Origin of the sequence: Candidatus Synechococcus spongiarum SH4, from assembly GCF_000586015.1 — a bacterium.
Taxonomy (GTDB): Bacteria; Cyanobacteriota; Cyanobacteriia; order PCC-6307; family Cyanobiaceae; genus Synechococcus_B; species Synechococcus_B spongiarum_F.
The window spans coordinates 1-2,865 of sequence record NZ_JENA01000211.1 but is presented as its reverse complement, the minus strand read 5'-3'; the positions used below and the strand labels follow the sequence as shown (position 1 = coordinate 2,865).

Here is a 2,865-nt window from a genome sequence, read left to right as displayed (position 1 = left end):
GACTGATGGAAGCATGCACGTCCAGTGTGAGGGGCAAGGTGGAATACCTGTTCTGCTATGTGAAGCAGATGTTTTGGTATACTTAAGACTCGCTACCGAGGCCTGGCGAGAAGGAGAATCGGCTGGCGCTGCTGCTTGGATTTGCCAACGTACTGCGTGGGGAGGCTGGTGTGGTGTGAGTCCCATGGGATTCCTGTGTCTGGGTAAGATCAATCAGACACAAGCTCAAGGATTGAGCCTGTTCTCTGACCGTTTTTGGCCAGCTTCGTCCAGTGCTGACTGGCGTAGCCCGCCTATGGCCATGCGCAATCCTGTATGGCACGCTTTTGCAGGCCAATTCAGAGGTTCCCTTATTCTACGTCCATGTTAAGATCTGTAAGGCTTGGTTGAGAAGGCAGATTTGGCCTGCCTTCTTGTCTTTGGCACTCATGTACATAAGTCCCTCGACTTTTGCTCTCAGATAGACACCAATAGACATATTAGAATCCAGAACAATGGGATTGACTCTCCCCAGCCGAGAGCGCATCTGCCTTGGCATCTGTCAAACTGTTCGCACTCATTTCGGCTGACAATCGACCCATTGGTTAAAACTGCCACACTCAACGACCATAAGGTATGAGTGGAAGCGCCAAGGGCACTCCTCCGGCAAACCCAGGCGCCAACGTCAAGGAGCCGCCTACGTGAACTCCTGATTCCCCTGGGAATCGTCCAGGATCGTTCTTCCCTTCGTCTTTCCCTTGTCACAACTGTTGCCCCTTTCCCAGCAGAAGCATAAGAAACCCCGGCACAGGCTGCCCATGGGCATGCGCCTGCGCCAGGGCATGCAATGGCTCCTGCTGCAGGAGGGATCCCCCGGCCAGCGCAGCCGCGGCCTGGCTGCAGGGATTTTTGCAGGCTGCTTTCCTTTCTTTGGCCTCCAGACCCTGCTGGGCGTTTTTCTGGCTTCGTTGTTGCGAGGAAACCGCATCCTGGCGGCGGCCGGCACCTGGATCAGCAACCCGTTCACCTACGTGCCCCTCTACTGGTTCAACTACACCATCGGCAGGCGCTTGCTGGGGGAGCATCCCGGCGGGATCAGCGGGCTCCATGGGGGCGCTGCATCGTCGTTTCCCTGGGAGGACGTGTGGTCCCTGGGCTGGACGGTGGCCCGCTGCGTTCTGTTGGGGTCAACCCTGGTGGGTCTGGCCCTGGGGGTGAGTCTCGGCCTGGTTTGCTGGCTCTGGCTGCGCCGCACCCGTCCAGCGCCATGAATCCACCAGTTGGTGGAACGGCTGCCAATTGTCATGGTCGCTGATGGCTTGCCAGACCTGTTCAATCACAGGACGGGTGGGAGTTCTGGTGAGGTTCCAGCGCTGCAAGGCCCAGCGTGCGGCCTGGCGCCCATCCCCATCGAGACCATGCCAATGGCTCCACCAGCAGTCACGCCAGGCCAGCCATGGTTGCCGGGGGGGCTCCGGCCCATGCCCGCGCCAGGGCGTCAAGGCATCGGGTTCCTCTGGATCCGAGCTACTGACTTGATCCCTCAGGCCGGCGAAAAAATCCCCGTAGTCGATCTTCCAGGCTGCCAGCAATTGCAGCGTCAGGGGCGCCAGATCCCCTGCAGGGGGATCCATGGTCCCCGTTGCGGTCCACGGCTGAACCAGCCCGAGACGTCTGAGCAGGCCGGAGCGATAGGCGGCCTCATAGATGGACCCGAACGGCGTCATGGCGGCCTCAAGGGCCTCCAGGGGCAGCGCCATGGCCAGAGGCTGGAGCAGCAGCTTCAAGTTGTGATGGCAGATGGCCGGTTGACGGCCATAGGCGTAGAGCCCCGTGTGGTCAAAATAGGCTGCCGTGAAGCCGGGATCCCAGGCCGCCAGAAACCCGTAGGGACCGTAATCGAAGCTCTCCCCCGCCAGGGACATGTTGTCCGTGTTAAGAACGCCGTGGGTGAAGCCGGCCACCATCCACTGGGCGGCCAGATGGGCCACCCGCTCCACCAGTTCCTCCACCATGGCCAGCAGGGGGTTATCCGCTTCCGCCAAGTGGGGATAGTAGATGCGCTGCACATGGTGAAGGAGCCGCGCAAGCTGGCCTGGCTGTTGCAGATAGAGCAGTCGCTCGCAGCTCCCGAAACGCAAGTGGGTGTGGGCCAGCCGCACCATCACCGAACTGCGGGTGGGGGACGGTTCATCCCCGCGGTAAAGCTGCTCACCCGTCTCCATCAGGCTCATGGTGCGGCTGGTGGTGACCCCCAGGCGGTGGAGGGCCTCCGCTGCAAGCACCTCCCGCACCCCTCCCTTGAGGGTCAGGCGCCCATCCCCGCCACGGGACCAGGGGGTCTGGCCGGATCCTTTGGCGCCCAGATCCTGGAGCCGGCCGTGGCAATCCCGCACCTGGCCATAGAGGAATCCGCGCCCGTCCCCAAGCTGGGGATTGTAGACGCCGAATTGATAGCCGTGATACCGCAATGCCAACAGGGGCTGGCGTCCCTCGAAGCGACCGTAGGCGGCCTCCAGATGGTCCCGACTCACCCCTGCCGGATCCAGGCCCAATTGCCCCAGCAAAGCGTCGTTGCGGAAGCGCAAACGGGTTTCCGGGAAGCGGGCGGCCTCCACCACGTCCCAATAGTCACTGCCCAGGCGCTCCAGGGAAGGCTCAAAGGGGAGCGCCAGCAGGGGATTGGCCCGGTTGATGGTCATGGTTGGTGGTGCTCTGGCTCCATGAGCCGGTGAAGATCCAGCAGGGTCTCGTCCGTCCCCATATTGCCCGGCACGCAGATCACGGGGAGGCCAGCCTGTCCCGAGGGCGCCAGGGGCGCGGCCGGTTGCACCAGGGAGATGCCCGGCATCACCTGACCACGCAAGGTCACCCGGTCCAGGCCAA

2 protein-coding genes and 1 pseudogene are annotated in these 2,865 nt (G+C 62.2%); 1 reads left to right on the top strand and 2 read right to left on the bottom strand.

Going from position 1 to position 2,865, the window contains the following annotated elements:
* Positions 1-821: 821 nt before the first annotated feature.
* Entirely contained in the window at positions 822-1,250 is a 429-nt protein-coding gene (locus BG35_RS11105; protein WP_373276980.1) for a DUF2062 domain-containing protein, read from the top strand.
* On the opposite strand, the gene BG35_RS0108555 is transcribed toward BG35_RS11105, so the two are convergent.
* The gene (locus BG35_RS0108555) at positions 1,167-2,675 is read right to left on the bottom strand and encodes a protein adenylyltransferase SelO (protein WP_201768426.1); all 1,509 of its coding nucleotides are present in this window, start codon (positions 2,673-2,675) and stop codon (positions 1,167-1,169) included. The genes BG35_RS11105 and BG35_RS0108555 overlap by 84 nt on opposite strands.
* 2 nt (positions 2,676-2,677) lie before the next feature.
* Positions 2,678-2,865: pseudogene (locus BG35_RS13195) on the bottom strand (four-carbon acid sugar kinase family protein); the annotation flags it as partial.